Origin of the sequence: Mesotoga infera (assembly GCF_900157305.1) — a bacterium.
GTDB lineage: Bacteria > Thermotogota > Thermotogae > Petrotogales > Kosmotogaceae > Mesotoga > Mesotoga infera.
The window spans coordinates 874,937-893,342 of sequence record NZ_LS974202.1 but is presented as its reverse complement, the minus strand read 5'-3'; the positions used below and the strand labels follow the sequence as shown (position 1 = coordinate 893,342).

The 18,406-nt window shown below is 47.4% G+C and carries 17 protein-coding genes; 16 read left to right on the top strand and 1 reads right to left on the bottom strand.

Annotated features, from left to right (window positions below; all coding sequences use genetic code 11):
- Nucleotides 1-5 precede the first annotated feature (5 nt).
- The 5 genes from MESINF_RS04155 to MESINF_RS04135 all read left to right on the top strand — a co-directional run bounded on the left by MESINF_RS04155 (nt 6) and on the right by MESINF_RS04135 (nt 4,838).
- The gene (locus MESINF_RS04155; protein ID WP_169698670.1) at nt 6-518 is read left to right on the top strand and encodes a PulJ/GspJ family protein; all 513 of its coding nucleotides are present in this window, start codon (nt 6-8) and stop codon (nt 516-518) included.
- Nucleotides 519-596: 78 nt separating this feature from the next.
- Nucleotides 597-1,469, top strand: coding sequence for a type II secretion system protein (locus MESINF_RS04150; protein WP_169698669.1), 873 nt, complete (start codon nt 597-599; stop codon nt 1,467-1,469).
- Nucleotides 1,470-2,893: 1,424 nt separating this feature from the next.
- Entirely contained in the window at nt 2,894-3,412 is a 519-nt protein-coding gene (locus tag MESINF_RS04145) for a zinc ribbon domain-containing protein (protein WP_169698668.1), read from the top strand.
- A gap of 40 nt (nt 3,413-3,452) precedes the next feature.
- Nucleotides 3,453-4,556 carry an N-acetylglucosamine-6-phosphate deacetylase gene (gene nagA, locus MESINF_RS04140; RefSeq protein WP_169698667.1) on the top strand — a complete coding sequence of 368 codons (1,104 nt, stop codon included), beginning with the start codon at nt 3,453-3,455 and terminating at the stop codon, nt 4,554-4,556.
- Between the two features lie 12 nt (nt 4,557-4,568).
- A complete protein-coding gene (locus MESINF_RS04135; RefSeq protein WP_169698666.1) occupies nt 4,569-4,838 on the top strand; it encodes a hypothetical protein in 270 nt (89 codons plus the stop codon).
- 132 nt (nt 4,839-4,970) lie between these two features.
- On the opposite strand, the gene MESINF_RS04130 is transcribed toward MESINF_RS04135, so the two are convergent.
- Nucleotides 4,971-6,587 (bottom strand): arylsulfatase, encoded by a 1,617-nt coding sequence (locus MESINF_RS04130; RefSeq protein ID WP_231936856.1) that lies wholly within the window; start codon nt 6,585-6,587, stop codon nt 4,971-4,973.
- Between the two features lie 504 nt (nt 6,588-7,091).
- Here MESINF_RS04130 and MESINF_RS04125 point away from each other — a divergent pair.
- The 11 genes from MESINF_RS04125 (at nt 7,092) to MESINF_RS04075 (ending at nt 18,082) form a co-directional block, all read left to right on the top strand.
- Complete coding sequence (locus MESINF_RS04125) at nt 7,092-8,333, top strand: ABC transporter substrate-binding protein (protein ID WP_169698664.1); 1,242 nt, start codon at nt 7,092-7,094, stop codon at nt 8,331-8,333.
- Between the two features lie 73 nt (nt 8,334-8,406).
- On the top strand, nt 8,407-9,273 hold the full coding sequence (locus tag MESINF_RS04120) for a carbohydrate ABC transporter permease (RefSeq protein ID WP_169698663.1): 867 nt from the start codon (nt 8,407-8,409) through the stop codon (nt 9,271-9,273).
- Nucleotides 9,270-10,106, top strand: a complete 837-nt coding sequence (locus MESINF_RS04115) for a carbohydrate ABC transporter permease (RefSeq protein ID WP_169698662.1) — start codon at nt 9,270-9,272, stop codon at nt 10,104-10,106. The genes MESINF_RS04120 and MESINF_RS04115 overlap by 4 nt, the downstream gene beginning before the upstream one ends.
- Nucleotides 10,107-10,109: 3 nt before the next feature.
- Nucleotides 10,110-11,078, top strand: coding sequence for a sugar-binding transcriptional regulator (locus MESINF_RS04110; protein ID WP_169698661.1), 969 nt, complete (start codon nt 10,110-10,112; stop codon nt 11,076-11,078).
- A complete protein-coding gene (locus tag MESINF_RS04105; protein WP_331838481.1) occupies nt 11,050-12,018 on the top strand; it encodes a 1-phosphofructokinase family hexose kinase in 969 nt (322 codons plus the stop codon). The genes MESINF_RS04110 and MESINF_RS04105 overlap by 29 nt, the downstream gene beginning before the upstream one ends.
- Nucleotides 12,015-13,472, top strand: coding sequence for an FGGY-family carbohydrate kinase (locus tag MESINF_RS04100; RefSeq protein ID WP_169698659.1), 1,458 nt, complete (start codon nt 12,015-12,017; stop codon nt 13,470-13,472). The genes MESINF_RS04105 and MESINF_RS04100 overlap by 4 nt, the downstream gene beginning before the upstream one ends.
- A 2-nt stretch (nt 13,473-13,474) precedes the next feature.
- Nucleotides 13,475-14,320, top strand: a complete 846-nt coding sequence (locus MESINF_RS04095; protein ID WP_169698658.1) for a class II fructose-bisphosphate aldolase — start codon at nt 13,475-13,477, stop codon at nt 14,318-14,320.
- A 220-nt stretch (nt 14,321-14,540) separates the two neighbouring features.
- Nucleotides 14,541-15,176, top strand: coding sequence for a TetR/AcrR family transcriptional regulator (locus tag MESINF_RS04090; RefSeq protein WP_231936854.1), 636 nt, complete (start codon nt 14,541-14,543; stop codon nt 15,174-15,176).
- Nucleotides 15,163-16,017, top strand: a complete 855-nt coding sequence (locus MESINF_RS04085) for an ABC transporter ATP-binding protein (protein WP_169698657.1) — start codon at nt 15,163-15,165, stop codon at nt 16,015-16,017. The genes MESINF_RS04090 and MESINF_RS04085 overlap by 14 nt, the downstream gene beginning before the upstream one ends.
- A complete protein-coding gene (locus MESINF_RS04080; protein ID WP_231936853.1) occupies nt 16,014-17,057 on the top strand; it encodes an ABC transporter permease in 1,044 nt (347 codons plus the stop codon). Before MESINF_RS04085 ends, MESINF_RS04080 begins: the two co-directional genes overlap by 4 nt.
- A gap of 14 nt (nt 17,058-17,071) precedes the next feature.
- Entirely contained in the window at nt 17,072-18,082 is a 1,011-nt protein-coding gene (locus MESINF_RS04075; RefSeq protein ID WP_169698656.1) for an ABC transporter permease, read from the top strand.
- Nucleotides 18,083-18,406: the final 324 nt, after the last annotated feature.

Sequence of the window (18,406 nt, the reverse complement as noted above, 5' to 3'; positions counted from 1 at the left end):
ATTGTATGAAGAGAAAGACCGGATTGACTCTTGCGGAAATAACGATCGTTCTTCTCGTGTCGTCTATTATCGTCGCGATAGCCTTTTCTGTCTTTGCCGCTGGTTGGAGAATATTCAAGACGTCTCAGGAGACGGCATTGCTCAGCAGAAATCTCAGGTCGCTTGTGGAAAGGATCTCCGAGGAATTCAGATGGGCAACGGAGCTGGAGTTTACCAGCTCCCCGCAGGGGTCGGACTGGATAGTGATCTTGCTTGAAAACAATACTATAAAGAGATTTCAGGGGACTGCTTCAAGCAGAACAAACGAACAGAACATGAACGATCCTTCACAGGTAAGCGTCTCGAGCCTGACGTTCGCACTGAGAACGGTGCAGGACATGAGGGTAATGATGGATGTTTCCATTACAGCTTCCAGTGCTAACAACGGTAGTATAAGCGAGAGCGTAAGTACATCTGTCGCCGTTTACAATCTCAGGGACCGTTCGGGTTCAGGCTCATCGGTTAGCTATAAGAGATAATCCAATTCAAGACTCCGGTCGCGCTTTGGCATGAGGTTGCAGCAAATTTGCAGAACAGACTGGGAGGAATGGATGGATATGAGAAGAGAGATATTCGGAATCGATAGAAGAAATGGATTTTCTCTTGTAGAATTACTTATAGTCCTTGCCGTCATCGCTGCCCTTATAGCCGTTGTGACTCCTATTGGAATAAACGCTATGCGAAAATCCCAAGCCGTTTCCGTCGCAAAAGACCTCATGACACTCTCTAAGGCCTTTGCGGGTAAAATCTACCTTGACGGAGAACTGCCCCAGACGATAAATGAGCTCGGGAGAAATGTATCGAAAAATCCTAAGTATGGTATAGCCTGGACTGCTGGCGAAGAGAGAGAGTATGTTATCTTTTCGAATGCCAAGGTCGATGTTCAATCTTTGAGGGCGATTATAACTTCGGCCACATCTTCGCCTTTTCCCGATCTGGCCAATCTAGAATATCTTTCGGGTGGGCTTCCTTCCGATTCTGATGAACTTACCGTTTACTATCCTTTTTCGCTTGGGTCTTCAGGAGCGGTCGAATCTGGTAAGCTTACTTCCCTTGGCTCCACTTTCCAGGAGATAATCCCGAAAATGATAGATTTGATAGATACTTTTCAACTTACTGGAAGAGTGCTGAGCACATGGAAAGATACAAGATACACGGACCTAGGTCTAAACCCCGATGAATGGTCCCTTCCGGTAAACAAGATTAATTACAGCCCCAGAGTCTTCTCCAACAGCTCGACTGATAATATCATTATAGTCACTCCTGCAACTGGCTATGACTTCAGAGTAACCTATACGGACGGCGGTACTAGCCGCGACAATAACTGGTGGATCTTCTATAGCGCAGAGCACAAAAAGTGGTACCACAGAGATTACACAAGAGAAGTCGATATAACCAAACTTGAAATCATTGAAGAGAAAAAAAGCTAGAAAAGCACAGAGCCTATTGGAAGCAGGTTTCAAACAAGCCCTGAATCTGACTATATGATCACTGTAAAATTCCTCTATGAAGATTCGAAGGGAACCCGAGAAGATAATCGGGAAAAAAGTCGATATATCGACCCTTAAAATGCTCAAGGCAACAGAATAATTTCTTTTTATCGTGTACAAACATCCCTCTCGGATTCTGGAAGATGCAAAGGTGACCGAGACTTTTTCTTTACCGTCAGTAATATGCGCTTTTCAAGCAATTTTATGAGAACTCTCCCGCTAGTCAATACCGCACGGGACGGGCCCCTATATATGGTATATGTAAATGATTCGCCCTCCATACATATATTCTTCTATTGATTTTTATGCAATTTTGGTTCGAAAAATATAAAAAATTATGATATAAATCCCAGCGAATATAGAAATTACTTGTGCTTATCGCCTATCTGAGCCTAATATATGCAAAAAAAGAAAACCTTTACCAACTGATGTGGATAAAAAGATGAGTATTTCCAATAATAATTGAAAAAAAGTTTGGAATTTTTGATTTTTACACTTGACATTTGATTATTCTTTGTGATATATTATGAATGTCGAAGGAAAAATAACAAAAAGGGGGTGAGGAAATGAGAAAAATTAAAGATCCAGCGTCGATCGAGAGAGAGATCCAGAAGTTCAAGATCAAAGTACAGAAAGAAGCCTTCCCACATTATCTGTAAAAGGAGGTGAGGAAGATGAACAAGAGAGAGAAGAAAGTGCACTACCATGAAATGGATCGTTATGTAGAAATCGTGAAAGAAGATTCGTTAAGGGCAAAAATGATGAACATCAGATGAGAAAGGGCTGAAAAGGAGGAGAAGGATCATGTCTAAAAGAGAGAAGAAGAGTTTCAGGGCGATTGACAAGTTGATCGAGAGTGAAAGAGACAGCGTGTTGAGCAGCCTGATGATCAACCCGAGATTCTGAAAAGAGAGTACAAATAAGGGAATAAAAGAGGAGGAGAGAATATGAGAAGGAGAAGTTTGAAGGATATCGACAGAATGGTTCTTAAGGTAAGAGAAAGTGCATACAGCAGTCTGATGGTAAGCCCCAGGTTCTGATATTACTGAAAGGGAGGTGTACTCGATGATAAGAAGAATAAGAAATTTGGCAGACGTGGACATGATGATCGAGAAAGTGAAGATCGATGCGATTAAGAGATACATGTCCTCGCCTCACAGCTGATTAGAAGGCGAGGCGTGTGAATTGAAAAAATCAAACAGGAGCGTTATTAGATAAACGAAGACCCTTTTTCCATAACTTTCTAGAGGGTCTTCTTTTTTTGGAGACATTGTGGAAAGATATGGATATACTGGTGAAGAGAACGGCCCCTAGAGGCCGATATTTTGTACCGTTTTCGATATTTTTTGAAAGGAGTTCGAGATATGTCTGTTAGCGGAAAAAACAGTAGCATGAGGAGTATTTTGAGGATTGCAGGACCGCTCTTCATTTTTATAGGTGTGGTCATTCTTATAATTGCCATGGTAGATTTCTTCAGCGCTTTCGGTTCGTTCGGGCAGCCGGATAAGTTCTATCTTTTCTTCCTGGCGATCCCTTTTATCTTTCTGGGAGTTATAGCGACCAGCTATGGGTTCATGGGAGCGGTAGCAAGGTACAAGGCCAACGAACTTGCGCCGGTAGCTAAAGACACCATTAACTATATGGCCGAAGGAACGAAGGATAGTGTAAGGACTATCGCAAGATCCATAAAGGAAGGGATTTCCGAGTCCGAAGGGGCAAAGGTCGTGTGTCAGAAATGCGGGACTATGAACGCTTCGGATTCGAGATTCTGCAAAAACTGCGGCACAACTCTGAGAAAAGACAAGAAATGCCCCGATTGTGGCGAACAGAACGATTCTGAGGCCAGATTCTGCGACAAATGCGGTTTTAAATTCCCTGCTTGAATGTGATAATTGATTAAACAGGAAAGGAGGGAATTTCCAGATGGAGTTGAAAAGCGTTCTTGTCGTCGATCCGGTTGACGGAGAATACACTGCCAATGTAAAAATTTCTGGCACCAAGATAGAGTCAGTTGACAGAGCTCACGGTAATCCCAGGGCGATAATGATGCCGGGGTTTGTCGATACCCATTCGCACGGCGCGGCCGGAGTAAATAGTATGAAGATGGATCATGCCGGACTCGAGAAATGGGAAGAGTTTCTCTATCCTCATGGCGTCACGTTTCTTCTTCCGAGTACGGTTTCGGCTTTAAAGAAAGATATGTTGAGAGTGGCTAATCAAGTTTCTTCTTATATGGAAGAGAAGGCCAGAACGTCTATCAGGGGTGTACACTACGAGGGACCGTATATAAACGTCAAGAAGAAGGGCGCTCAGAATCCTGAAACTATAAGACCGGCAACACTGAAAGAGCTGAGAGAGGTCCTCACAGACGACGTGATTCTGGTGACAATGGCTCCGGAGATAGATGGTTTCTTCGAGGCGCTGGTGGAGATGAAGATGCAGGACGTAGTCGTTTCGATAGGTCACACCGACGCGACCTTTGCCCAGGTAAATAAAGCTTTCGAAGCCGGCTGCGACAGAATGACGCATTTCCCCAATGGCATGAACACACTCCACCACAGGGAGGTGGGCTGTGTCGGCGCCGGCCTAATACTTCCGTTCAAGCTCGAGATGATTGTCGATGGATTTCACACATCGCCGGAGTTCGTAAAGCTGGTCTATGTTATCAGGGGGGCCGACAATATAATCCTCGTTACCGATTCTATAGACGCGACGGGACTGGAAGACGGCATCTACGATCTTGGCGGACTGAAAGTGACCGTGAATGAAGGGAAAGCCACCCTCGATGACGGAACGATAGCGGGCAGTACGCTCGTTTTCGATCAGGCTGTGCGTAATTTCCGAAAGTGGACCGGGTGTTCACTGGTTGAATTGGCCAGGGTTTCTTCTTACAACGCTCTGACCAACCTCGGAATCAGAAACAGAGGAAGAATAAAGGAAGGTTATATCGCAGATCTCGTTGTAATGAATAGTGAGCTGAACGTAGTTGAAACGATCCTGGCAGGCAAGACGGTATATAAATTATGAAGGGGGTGCGCGATGAAATTCAACGAGAAAACCATAATGGCAATCATGGTTGACAACAGGAAAGAAGAGGCTTTGCAGGTTCAGAAAATACTGACCGGATGGGGCTGCCTTATCAAGACGCGCCTTGGTATACACGACGGCGTTCTCGATAGTTGCTCCAATTATGGTCTCATCATTCTCGAGCTGGTTGGTGAAAAGGAGAAACATGAAGAGCTGATGAACAAGCTCAACGTTCTTCCGGGCGTGCAGGCCAAATATTTGAACCTGGAATTGAAGGAATAAGAGGAGAGGAATAATTAAAAGGTACACCCTAGGCTGAATCTACAACCCACACGCAGTGTACCTTTTGATTCTTTACTCTAACTATCGGAATTTCGTGAATTACCGCTCTTTGCTAAATGTCTTTCCGGTTTTTCAGTGAACCAGCCCAGGGAATACCTCCACTACAGGCGGGTACTGTTTCAGTGTGGCGAAGTGCTTTTGCATCGCTTCCAGGAAGAGATCGTTATACACTAGCTTTCTTATGGAGATGTTATGCTCTTCTTTGGGATCGAGATAGAGATTGTACATATGGTAGTAGGCGAATATATTAAGACTACCGGTGAACCCGCCGGGGTTTACAGAACCGGGTTCATCGTCGGCTTCCGCAAGTACCATGTATTTGTATTCTGCCATCCTCACACCTGAGAAGTAGTTCATCAGCCAGTAGTAGATGTACTTTCTGTTCGAGAGTCCATCATTTGCGAGCAGGAAGGAGGTCTGGTCGATTCCGTCTATGTATCTGTCGGTGGGCATCAAATCTTGCGCTCCGGCCAGCGTCAGGGAGGTGTTGAATATGTCCGCAAGGTCGAACAGTCCGTCGGAGACACGTCCTGGCTCTATCATTCCTTCCCAGTAAAGTATTCCAGGAACTCTTACGCCACCTTCCCAGGTAGTTCCCTTGGCACCTCTGAAGGGTGAGTAAGCGCTGTCTGGCCAGGCTTCCATTTCCGGTCCGTTGTCGGAAGCGATGAATATTAAAGTGTTTTCCAGTTGACCGGTTTCTTCTAGAGCCTTGACTAGACGACCGAGTATATCGTCCAGCTCCATAATGGTATCCTTGTAGCGCTGTTTGGCCGGCGATTTTCCGAGGAACTCTTCTGGAGGATAATTGTCGAAATGCGCGCCCCTTGTACAGTGGTACAGGAAGAAAGGCTGGTCGCTGTCTGCCATCTCTTTTATGAAGTTGACGGAGAAATCCGCCCAGTTCTGATCCAGGTGAGTGAGCACGTCTATATCTATCTCGGCTATTCGTTCGAGTTCCCCGTTCTTCGATGCCTGTACCCAGTATTTCTCGAAAGCGAAATCTCGCATCATCTGAGTGCGCTCTTCACTCAAAGCGATTTCGGGATAGAAATCGGGATCGCGCCACTCGGTGTACATGTCCGAAACGCTCAGGAAACCTGTGAAATGATCGAAACCGACATTCTGAGGCTGAGAGGACGGGTTTTCTCCCATATGCCACTTACCAACGGCCTGTGTAACATATCCGGCTTCGCTCAAAAGTTCAGCGAGGGTTATTGAATTACCCAATCCTCCCGGTTCGTTGTACAGAGTAGGTCTTAGAATTCCATGTCTCACGGGGAGCTGTCCGGTTAGCATTGTGGCTCTGGTCGGCGAAGAAGAAGGCTGTGAATAGGCCGAAGTCAGCATAAGACCTTCTCTGGCAAGGGCATCCATGTTAGGCGTGGGCGCTCCGACCATCACACCTCCACCGTAAACCCCCAGATCGCCCCACCCGACGTCGTCCATTAGGTAGATCAGAATGTTAGGCTTTTTTCCCGTTCTGCTTTCAAGTTCGGCGAGTTTGGCGAGGGCTTCCTGCATCTGTTCAGGGTGTGGAATGACTTCCTCCAGGTTCGGCGCGGGTTTAACCGTTTCTTTGGTCATAACGTCTTCATAGTTTGCTGCCAAACCTGTACTAAAAGTAATGATGCCACCGGTTGCACCGACGAGAAGGTTTTTCAGTAGTTTCGTTTTCCCAGGATTCACAACTATCATCCCCTCTTATGACGCCTTTTTTAAGGCGGTCCTGCAATTACAAATTATCGTGGATACTTGTATTGGCCACAATGAATCACTTTTTAATTCGATGGCGACGGGGAGATAAACAGGCCGCGGGTTTTATGAAAGGCGATCGAGGATGCGGTCGTGCCAATCAAGCCGACAAATGAATATTATCACAGAGGCCCCTACTAAGTAATTATTCACATTATCTCTTTCCGTTGCATAATCTGGTCATTCGGCGCGGCTAAAGAAGTCTTACGCTAAGAGGCTTTTCTGAAAGATAACAGGATTCATCCTCGCTAACGAATAATAAATCTATGAAGAACCGGGCAGTTATTTGCGTTTCTTCGACCGTCATTATCGATAATTCGTCCAGAGCGGGTGCAGCGGGATTTGTTGTCAAGAAGAAAAGGGTATAGAATGAATATAGTTACTTAAGTAAGTTACATATGTAACTTATGTAGCTTACCGAAAAAGGGAGGTTTTAGTATGCGCAGATCTTCGCTATTGGTTCTTTTTATGCTCGTCGTTCTTGCGATCACCGGTGTATCTCAGACGATCAATATCTGGATAGGTGGGCAGGTCGCGGAACTCGATGAAACCTGGGATATGATTATCAGTAAATTCGAGAAAGAAACAGGTAAGAAGGTGGAGGTGCAGCTTTTCGGTTTCGATATTTACTACGACAAACTTCTCACAGCCCTTCAGGCGGGGCAGGGACCCGATCTGGCCTTTGCAGACCTTGGCGGCTGGGTACCGACCTTCGCAGAAAAAGGCTGGCTCGAACCGATGGGAGCTCTCCTGGATTCCTGGGACGGAGTCGAACAGATATGGCCGAACCTCTGGCCGACAGTTACCTACAAAGGTGAAAGGTACGGTCTTCCGTGGTACACCGATTGCAGACTCCTCCTTTACAACCAGACTATGTTCGACGCGGCCGGACTAGATAGAAACGATCCCCCGAAGACCTGGGAGGAACTGGTTTACCAGGCCACGAAACTCACAGACGCGAGCAAGAGAGTTTACGGTTACGGCGTGAGTGGAACCAAGACGGAACACACCTCTCTCGCATTTATCATCTTTCTGTACGGCGCCGGCGGTCAGCTGCTGACGGACGATTATTCGGCGGCGGCTTTCAATACTCCCGAAGGCCTAAGAGCGCTTAAATTCTACACCGATCTCGCTCTTACCTATGGTGTTAGCCCGAACGCAATTACCTACAACGAAGACGACTATAGGAACATGATGGCGCAGAACAGGGTAGCCATGGCTATCGGTGGACCGTGGTCCTTCCCTCTTATCGAGACTGCCAATCCGGCGATAGTGAATAACTACACCGTTTCACTCCATCCTTACGGTTCCACTCCGGCCAGCGTTCTCGGTGGCTGGGCGCTAGTTATTCCATCGGCGAGCAAGAACAAAGAAAGCGCATGGGAACTGGCCAAGTATCTGACCAGCTTCGAGACCTGGATGACCTGGATCGAGGCCAAGGGCGGTCCGATGCCAACCAGAAAAGACGTTTGCTACGCTTCACCCGTGCTGCAAGATCCCAAATGGCAGGTAATTTTCGAAACTTTCCCCTTCGCTGTTTCCAGACCTCCTATTCCACAGTATCCGCAGATATCTGAACAGATCCAGATCATGATCCAGAATGTCCTGCTTGGTAAAGCAACACCAGAAGAAGCTATAAAGACAGCAGAAGCAAATGTAAATGCAATTCTTGCAAAGTGATACACTATCTTTCGGGGCGGGAGCGGTCGCCCGCCCCCTTTATAATTCTCGAAGAGGAAAGGGCTGAAGACAAATGAGTACATTGAACAGAGAAGAAAGGTCTGCTCTCAAGATGGTTTTACCGTATGTTATTTTGACCGTTTTACTCTTTGTCTTTCTGCTTGGATCGAACCTTTTCAACAGTTTTACCGATAAAAATGGAAACTTGACTCTGCAAAACTACATAGATAACTTTACCGATCCGGTGGTTGGCAGAACGCTTTTAAATACGATCGTGTGGGTTGTGGGAAGCGTTAGCGGCCAGCTCCTTCTCGGACTGTTTGTAGCGCTTTTGCTCAACGAATCCACGAAGGGGCAGATAATTTTCAGAAGCATCATACTCATACTCCCATGGGCCGTGCTCGACATAGTAGCAGGGGTCATGTGGAAGTGGATGTACAACGATATGTACGGCGTACTGAACGATGTTCTGGTTAAGATGCATATAATAAGAGACTATATACCCTGGCTCGCTACGGAGAATATGGCGATGCTCTCCGTTATTATTGCCAACATATGGAAGGGCTTCTGCCTTTCGGGCATGTTCTTCCTGGCAGGTCTTCAAACGATACCTATCGATCTATACGAAGCAGCCGAAATCGACGGGGCCAATTCCTTCAAGAGATTCTGGAAGATAACCATTCCTCAGTTGAAACCGGTTATTATGACAACTCTCATGCTGACTACAATCTGGACGATTAATTACTTCCCCCTTATCTACACCATGACCGGAGGTGGACCGGGGTACGGAACAGAGACTATCGTAACTTACATCTATAAATTGGGTTTCAAGTTCATGGAATTCAACAAAGCGGCCTCTCTTTCCAACGTGTTGTTCGTGATAATCTTCTTCATCGCCTTTCTGTTCCTCAGAAGTATTGCGAGGGAGGAAGCCAGATGACGAGGAGTCAGAAGAGAAAACTCAAAAAGACTATCACGTACATACTGTTGATACTGATCTCGGTGGTAATCGCCTTTCCTTTCTTGTGGCTGGTTCTAACTGCCTTAAAAACCTATCCGGATATCTACGCCTATCCAATAAAGTACTTCATTTTCGAACCCACGAGTGAGCATTTCGAGAAGATCTCCAGCATGAATTTCTGGTCTTACTTTAAGAACAGCGTTATCGTAGGTAGCGGAACGATGTTTTTCTCCATACTCATAGGGCTTTTTCCTGCTTACGCTTTTGCAAGATACGAGTTCAAATGGAAGAGGACGCTTCTGACAGGTGTACTTATATTCCAGATGTTCCCGCAGGTGGTCTTCCTGTTGCCGATCTTTAAAGCGCTAAACGCCACTGGGCTTATAAACACTTACACGGGCCTGATCCTGTCGTATCTGCCATTTACTACACCGATTTCGATCGTGTTCATGCGAACCTTTTTCCTTTCAATTCCAAAATCGCTCGAAGAGGCGGCCAGGATAGACGGGTGCAGCTTCGGACAGGCCTTCAGAAAGGTGATTCTGCCCATAACCTTACCCGGTATCGCCGCCGTGGGTGTATATGCTTTTCTCTTTTCCTGGAGCGAATTGCTTTACTCGATGTCCATACTGACCAGTAAAGCGAAACAGACGATTCCCACCTTCCTCCAGCTTTTTGTGGGGCAGTACCAGACCAGGTGGGGACCGCTCTTCGCCGGTTCGATTCTCGCGACACTGCCACCGCTTATAATATTTATGATACTTCAAAAGTTCTTCATTGCCGGACTGGTTAGCGGCTCGGTGAAGGAGTAAAAGATGATAAGTGACGAGTTGCTGTTCGAAGTTGCGAGCGATTACTACGTGAGGCATATGCTCCAAAAGGACATTGCCCTAAAATACGGCGTGTCGAGAGTTCAGATAAGCAAATATCTAAAAATGGCCGAAGAGAGGGGTATCGTCCGTATCGAAATAGAACCACCTTCCATAAAGTCGTCCATTGTAAAGGAGTACGAAGCCTTCTTCACTTCCAGATTCGGACTCAAGAGGCTTTTCATAGCCCGTGGGGCGCGTAACGAGAAGACCGTGCTGAAAGCGCTCGGAAGGGAAGTCACGAAATACCTAGGAACTCTGCCGGAAAGAGAGATGAATATCGGCCTTGGGTGGGGCAACACCATTTTCACTGTTGCAGAGACGGTGGAAAGATTGGAGCGACCAAAGTGGCAGATAATTCCCCTATCCGGTGGAACGGCGAGACTGGCAGATAAAAGGTTCAATATAAACCATATAGTACAGAACTTCGCCAACAGGATATCGGCCAGAGCCGTGCCGATGTACCTTCCGTTCATTCTGGAGAATGCCCAACAACTGGAGAACACGAAGCAATCTCTAGAGTACATCAATATTCAAAAACTCTGGGAACACTTAGATGTGATAATCTGTAGCGTTGGCTATTCCATAGCCCGTTCTCCGCTGTTCAGAGAGAATCTTCTTGACGTGAGCTACGCCGACGAACTGGAGAAGAGAAGCGTCGTCGGGGATGTACTTACCCATTACTTCGATATAAACGGCAAGATGTTCGAGAAAAACATACTCGCGAACTGCATAAATCTCGGTTTTGAACAGTACCTGAAGGCCGGAGAAAGAGTAATAGTCGCGGCCGGTCACCACAAAGTCGACGGCATAGTCGGGGCGTTGAGGGGAGGTTTGATCGATACTCTTATCACCGACGAATTCACGGCCAGGTTTGTCAAGGAATATGTTTTGTATGACGAAGGGGGAGAATAACATCAATACCTGTATCTTAAATTTGAATCCCTGTTACGATCACTGGGTTATTCTCAAAAAGCCGCCGAAGATTCCGAACGTTGTGAGGGGGGACGAGGTGGTTTCGCTCGTCGATGGCAAGGGTCTCAACATCGCCCGGGTTCTTTCGAGGGTTTTTGGTTTCGAGGATTATTTCTGTATAAATATTCTTGGTGGTCAGGTCGGCGAAATAATAGAAAAGGAATGCAAAGATCTGGGCATCAAGACCGACAATTTCTGGATCGAAGACAGTAATCGAATCAATACGGCCCTGGTCTATGAATACGAGAACAGGATGCTCATGATCAACGAGCCGGGACCTGTGATGAAGGCCGGAGAGGTCAGAGCCTTCATAGAGTATTTCAAAGAGAGGATCGGGTCAGGAGTGGACCTGGTTATTTCGGGAAGTGCGCCACGGGGATTTGAAAATGGGGAGATGATAGATCTGGTGGTAGCGGCCCGTAACAGTGGTTGTACGCTCAAGATAGATATCGCCGGAGAGTGGCTCTCCAAAATCGTCGCACTGTCGCCAGAACTTCTCAAGATAAACGCCGACGAGCTCAAAGTGGCATTCGGAATCGAGAAAGGCGATTTGAAGAGCATGGAGGAATTCAGGAGGAGCTTTTCGATCAAAGATCTATTAATAACCAACGGAAAATATGGAAGCGTCTGGCTTTCAGATACCGAAAAGCTTCAGGCCGTTTCGACGAAGGTCTTTTCAGATTTTTCCGTCGGCTCGGGTGATTCTTTCTTCGCCGGGCTGATCTACGGTCAAGAAAGACTGGTCTCAAAAAGGGAGGCCCTGAAGATTGCGACAGCCTGCGGTGCGGCCAACACGCTGCATTACGGCGCGGCCATATTCGAGCGCTCCGATATTGAGAGAGTAATCGAAGATGTTGTGGTTTCGGAAGTGGAATTATGAAGGCATATCTAGGAATAGATATAGGCACCACCAACATGAAATGTCTGGTGCTGGGGTCGAACGGAAAAATTCTCGAAGTGATGCACGAGGAGACTCCAAAAAAGAGGATTGCGGGAGCGGATTATCTCGACCTCGAGGCGACACACTCTTTTGTAGATAAATTCATATCCGGAGCATCCGGTAAATACTCACTGGGCGGTATAGCCTTCTCCAGCATAGGCGAGACGGTTGTTCCTGTGTATAAAGGGAAAGCGCTTTCAGATCCCCTTATGTGGTACGACAGCGCGACAAGGTCGATTTGGGAAAAACACAGAACGGCCGTCGATAGTTTTTCCCCTTACAGAATCACTGGCGTGGAGAACGAATACACCTTCTCCATCTACAAGATCCTCTTCCAGAGAGAAACACTGCCGCCCAACGTCGTCGAACACTGGCTTCCGGTGGCCTCTTATTTCGCTTACTCACTCGGTGCAAGGCCGACCTGGGATATGAGCCTGGCCTGCCGTTCCTTCATGATAGACATACACAGGCGCTGCTGGAACTCTCCGCTGCTAGAGTATATCGGAGAATCTCCTGAGAGAATGGGCGAGTTGATCTATACCGGCCGACCTATAGGGTTCACTCAGGACGGTGTCCCGATAGTGAGCGCCGGACACGATCACATAACCGGCCTCTTTGCGGCCAGGGTATTCGCCAGAGGAGAGGAGTTTCTCTTCGATTCTATGGGTTCGGCTTCGGTAGTTGCGGCCGTTATAAAGACCGGCGATCGAAACCTCGTCTTCGATACTCCCTTCATGTCGGGCGGGACCGTCGGGGTAGCCTTCGAAGATTCCCAATATTATATAGAAAGCAACCTACGCTATTATGGGAAACTCCTCCAGTCTTTAATGAATCTCACCGGTCTTCAGGCCAGCATAGAAAGTTATGAAAAACTGAACTCGGAGATCGAGAAGAGCAAAATCTGGAATTTTGAACCGCTCTTTCTCGTGAACGGTGACCTTAGTGTGGGGGAGGGCATGCACGGCATCACCATTCTCGAAATGCCCATTACGTTCACCCGAGAGCAGCTTATCCAGTCTGCGTATATCTATCTCGCTTCTTCCAGCAAGTTGATAGTCGATAATCTCGAGAAGATAACCGGAAAAAAGCTGCCAATTATCTGTGGCGGAGGCGGGAGTCTGAACGGCCTGCTGATGAAATACAAAGCTTCTCTTCTGGAAAGAGAGATCTTGGTTCTGCCCACGAGCGAATTGACGGCTCTTGGTGGAGCCCTCGCGGCTGCCAGCGGTGTTGGAGATGTTCAGACCGTAGATAGATGTATAGAAAACCTGAGGCCGTTAAAGACGGAAGTCGATAATAACATCATCGCCAGACTAATGGAGATATTCAACAGGAACTCAAGCAGATACTCAACGATAGAAAGAGAAAGAAAGATAAAATTCCAGGAGGGGTAGAAATGCCACTTGCCACACTTGTAGAAGTACTTGAAGATGCACAGAAAAACAATTACGCCGTTCCGGGTTTCAACTTCCACCTTTACGAAGATCTGACCGCGATAGTCGAGGCCGCCCGAGAAGTTCGCTCTCCTGTAATACTCATGGCGGCAGGCACTTGCATGAAACATTGGGGACCAACTCTTGCAGCGGCTTTGATCCGAGAGGTGGCCAATAAAGTCGACATCCCGGTCGTGGCCCATCTCGATCACGCCAGCAGCATGGACTTGATCTTCAAGTCTATGCATGCCGGTTTCACCTCTGTCATGTACGATGGTTCGATGCTTCCAGTCGAAGAAAACATAGCAAACAGCAAAATCGTAGTAGAGGTCGCGAAGGCCTTCGGAGTCTCGGTGGAGGCGGAGCTCGGGAGGGTCGCGAAGGGCGAAGAGGGGGAGGCCGCCAGAGAAATCCTCACCGACCCGTCAGATGTCGTCATGTTCTGTGAAAGGACGGGCGTGGATGCTTTGGCCGTGGCGGTGGGGACCGTTCATGGCATGCAGAAACAGGAAGCGAAGATCCATCTGGACCTAGTGGATACTCTCTCTAGAGTGGCTCCCGTGCCGCTTGTTCTTCACGGGTCTAGCGGTGTTTCCGATGAAGATCTAGGATATATCGCAAAAACGGCCTTCTCCAAAATCAATATCGGCACTAGGATCAAAACTGTCTTCACCGAAAGTATAAGAGAGACCCTTATCACCAGACCGGACCTGAAAGACCAGCTACAGCTCCTCCAGCTTTCGACGCCGAAAATCAAGGAAACTGTTAAGGAGAAGATCAGACTGCTCGGCAGCGAAAATAGATGCTGATAAACTTTGCCTGGTAGCCGGGATAGGATTAAGAGCCGTCCTTCGAAAGAACGAAGGGCGGTTCGCCATTGGCGCTGCGTGTCCGGAAATGGACCCATATGCTCTTTTCTTCATTCACTCTTAACATGACTGATCGGTCATATACATTGACTGCACGTTCCTTTCGGTGTAGTATATGACCGATAAGTCATATGACCAGATGGTCATGAAGGAGGTGTTTGTGATACCAAAAGAGACGTTTTTCAATCTACCGCTCGAGAAGAGAGAAAGGATCATCGAAGCGGCGATAGACGAGTTTTCAAGAAACGACTACCGAGAGGCGCGAATTAACGAGATAGTCAGGCTGTCTTCAATACCCAAGGGTAGTTTTTATCAGTACTTTGAAGACAAGAAGGATCTGTTCAGGTACGTGATAGATCTGCTTTATGAGAAAAAGATGAAGGTGATATCGGCCGTTATGAACTCGGCCATGAACGCGAGTGTCTTTCAGACGCTCAGGTTAATGGCTGAAGCGGCGATCGAAATGGCCGAGGAGAATCCGAGGCTATCGAGGATAGGGGACAGACTCATGGCCGATCCGGCTCTCATGAGAGAAGTTTTCGAAGACTATAGGCCATCAAGCGACGGGTTGATGGAAAGTCTAGTTAAACAGGGCATAGAGAGGGGCGATATAGCCCCATGGGTCGATCCTTCGCTGGCGGCCAGGCTGATTACGGCCTTTTTGCTCGCACTCGGCGATGCGGTCAGAGAAACGGCATCTAGCAATCTGACGGAAGAGGCTAGAAAGAAGTTTTACTCGATGGTCGATATTCTTGAAAATGGAATGAGGAGGAGAGAACAAGATGATAGAAGTTGAAGGACTGTACCATTCTTACACGAACGATGAACGATATGCAGTCAGAAACGTGTCGTTCAATATAAAGGAAGGAGAGATCTTCGGTTTTCTGGGTCCGAACGGCGCGGGTAAATCGACCACACAGAAGGTTTTGACAGGGTTGCTCCCTCTGCAGAAGGGCTCTGTGAAGATAGCCAGTAAGGATGCGGGCAAACCCGATTCGAGTTTCTATAATATGATAGGCGTTTCTTTTGAGCAGCCAAACCTGTACAGGAAACTGACGGGGCTGGAGAACCTGGGCTATTTCGCGAAGATGTACGATGTTCCAACGGAAGATCCCATGGAACTGCTGAGAATGGTAGATCTCGAAGAGGCCGCTTCGAAAAGGGCCGGGGAGTACTCCAAAGGTATGCAGCAGAGACTGGTATTTGCTCGCTCCCTGATAAACAAACCGAAGATCTGGTTCCTCGACGAGCCTGTTTCGGGACTGGATCCGACCACTTCGGCTACGATCAAAGAAATAATCAGACGAAAGAAGAAAGAGGGCGTTACCATCTTTCTCACGACCCACAACATGCATATAGCTGAAGAGCTCTGCGATCGTGTGGCTTTCATAGTCGCCGGAGAAATTTCGCTCATCGATTCTCCGAGAAACCTGAAGCTGCGATACGGACAAAAACTGGTCGAAGTCGAATACAGGCTCGACGGAAGCGTCAAGAAAGAGAGTTTCTCGCTGCTTCAGGAAGCCGATAAAGCGAAACTCAATTCCCTGATAGAAAAAGGAACGGTCGAGACTATACATTCGAAAGAAGCGACTCTCGAAGAGATTTTCATCGGGGTGACTGGCAGGGAGCTGAGATGATGAGACTGGCTGCCAACACTTTGAAGGAACTCAAACTTGGCTGGCGGAGCTATTACTTTCTTCTCGTTGTCGGGGTCGCGATCGCGTACTTTCTTCTGGTGACTTTTCTCATCCCCGAAGATCTTACCGTGAGCCCGGATGTGGTGGTCCTGAACGAGATGGAAGAAGGCTCTCAAGTCATGGAAAACCTTTTCGGAGGTGATATGGAGAGCGATAAACTTTTACTGGCCAAAGATAGAGACGATCTCGAGAAAACAATGAACCGACGTTTCAACAGTGTCGGAATAGTTCTGAAAGGCTCTGAAAGAGAACCGGCTTTCGAACTGGTCTTTCAGGGTCATGAAAGCCAGGATATCAGGGAACTGTTGAGGCTTTCTATATTGCAGAGAACGGGCGCTCTCAATTCGGAGGAGGGATATGGTATCGAGTATCTTGAAGATCGAAAACCAGTCGATGAAGCGATCCCCTTCAACAAGTCCTTTCTCCCGGTTCTCTTGATGTCCGAAGCGGTAATGCTGGGAATGTTCCTTGTCTTTGCCATGATCTTCGGCGAGAAGTCTGAGGAAACTATAAAGGCTTACAGTATCACCCCGGGGAGGATATGGGAGTATCTCGGGGCGAAGGTCATCGTACTCGCGATTCTTGGAGTGCTCTTCACTCTCATACTGACTCCCATGGTTGTCGGAATCGGTCCGAGGTATGGCGAGCTATTGTTGATAGTAATTATCGGAAGCGCCCTTTCAACATCTATAGCGCTTATCTTTGCGAGTTTCTATGACAACCTCTCCCAGTCGCTTGTTCCAATGCTTGGGCTGAGTCTCGTATTCGGTCTGCCGATGATATCCTTTTTCATTCCGGGATTCTCGCCCTGGTATCTCAGGATTCTGCCCACTTACACTATCCTTTTTGCGCTCAAGGGGGCCGTCTTCCCTGGTTCAACGCAAGTTGGCATCTCCAGTCTGTGGCTGATAGCCCTTGAGGGAGCGATCGCTTTCGCTGTCGCGGTGATGGTTTACGGGCAGCGAGTCCGAAAAAATTGAAGGGAGATGGTTTGATGAATGTGAGAAGAGTTCTCAATATATTCAAGCTTGACACACTGAACAGCCGCAGGGACAAAGTGATGATCTATACACTGCTTGCGCCCATAATACTAACGATCGTATTCAAACTGATATCGCCGGATTTTCAGAGCCTGTCGATCGATTTCGTCGTGCCAGAGAACGCGGCTAAACTGGCCGTTCAGCTGGACAGGTACGCAAACGTAGAACAGGTGGGTAGCATACAGGAAATGAAAGATGCGGTAGCCCGTGGAGACGACCGGATTGGAGTCTATGAGAGCGAGGGGAAGTACGTCCTGGTGATGCAGGGCGACGAATCGCCACAGGCGCGTGAACTGGCAGAGCTGGCGATTTCGGCTGTACTCGAGGGAGACACGTCATTGATAAATATCGACTTCAGCGACAACGGAAGAGTGATACCGCCGATTACACTCTTCGGTTTCAGCTTTGTGGTCATACTCTCTTTTACCCTGGGAGGCTTCATTATAGGATTCAGTATAATCGAAGAGAAAGAGAGCGGAGCCATGAGGGCCTTGATGGTAACGCCGATTTCGAAGGCCGAATTCCTTCTGGGAAGGAGCATAATGGGGATCTCTGTGCCGATAGTCCACGCGCTTTTGGCCGTCTTGATCTTCGCGATTGGCGGTCTGGATATACTCAAGCTCATAATGGTGACTGTTGTGAGTTCGGTCATAGGCATAGTGATGGGTTTTTTGATCGGAGTCATGTCTTCCAGCCAGATGACCGGTTTGGCAAATATGAAAATAAGCGTTCTACTTCTGTTGATGCCCGTCATGATTGCTTTTGTCTTACCCGAAAACAGACAGTTCATATTCTACTGGTCTCCGACTTACTGGTCGTTTGCCGCGCTGAAAGATATTCTTACACGTAACGCGGAATGGGGAGGTTTTCTCCTACAACTTCTGTGGATATCTCTCACGACAGGACTGCTTTTCCTTCTCATGAGGGGAAAGATAAAGAGCGGACTCAAGACTTATCAGAGTTGAAGCGGGAGAAATTCCCGCTTCAATTTCATCTACAAAATCACTTCGGTTGAAGTAGATATTTTTATGGGGCAAAAAATAAAATACTCCGCAACCTTCTCTGTACAATATTCGTTTTCTGGCTTCCTGAACGATCTGAGTCGATAATTACCCATCTGGTCAGATCAATCGTTCTTTGATCGTTCTCTGATAATTTTATTCCATTTTCCTCTTTCTATATTACCGTGATGGCATACCAGAAATGAGTGAATCTTTGGCTATAATTTCAATAATAGGAGATTCCTCTTATTTCTTCGTGAATCTGACAGGAAAGAACAAACAAATACG